The organism is Gilvimarinus sp. 1_MG-2023, from assembly GCF_030548285.1.
In genome coordinates, this window is record NZ_JAUOSC010000949.1 from 1 (window position 1) to 276 (window position 276).

The 276-nt window shown below is 56.2% G+C and carries 1 protein-coding gene; it reads right to left on the reverse strand.

What is annotated here, in order from left to right:
* Positions 1-245 (reverse strand): NGG1p interacting factor NIF3 (locus Q4563_RS19670; RefSeq protein WP_303605719.1); only part of this gene is annotated, 245 nt, incomplete at its 3' end.
* Positions 246-276 lie beyond the last annotated feature (31 nt).

Below are 276 nucleotides of genomic sequence, written 5' to 3' on the forward strand. Positions count from 1 at the left end.
GCCAGCACCGCCCGGACAGAATCGTCGGCAGAGACCAGTTCAACCCGGTATTCATCAACCCGGGTCAGCTGCCCGGACTGGCCAAGATAAGGGTTAGCCGCAGTGGACGGACAAAATTGCCCGGTTCCCAGCACTTGCCAGCAACATTGGCTGTATTCCCCCAACTGGCCACCACCAGAGGCAAAGACCGCTTGCTTCACCGATGCCAGATGGCTGACTGGCACGTAAAACCCCACTTTGTACATATACTTCTCCTGTCGGTTTCAACTCAGCTAT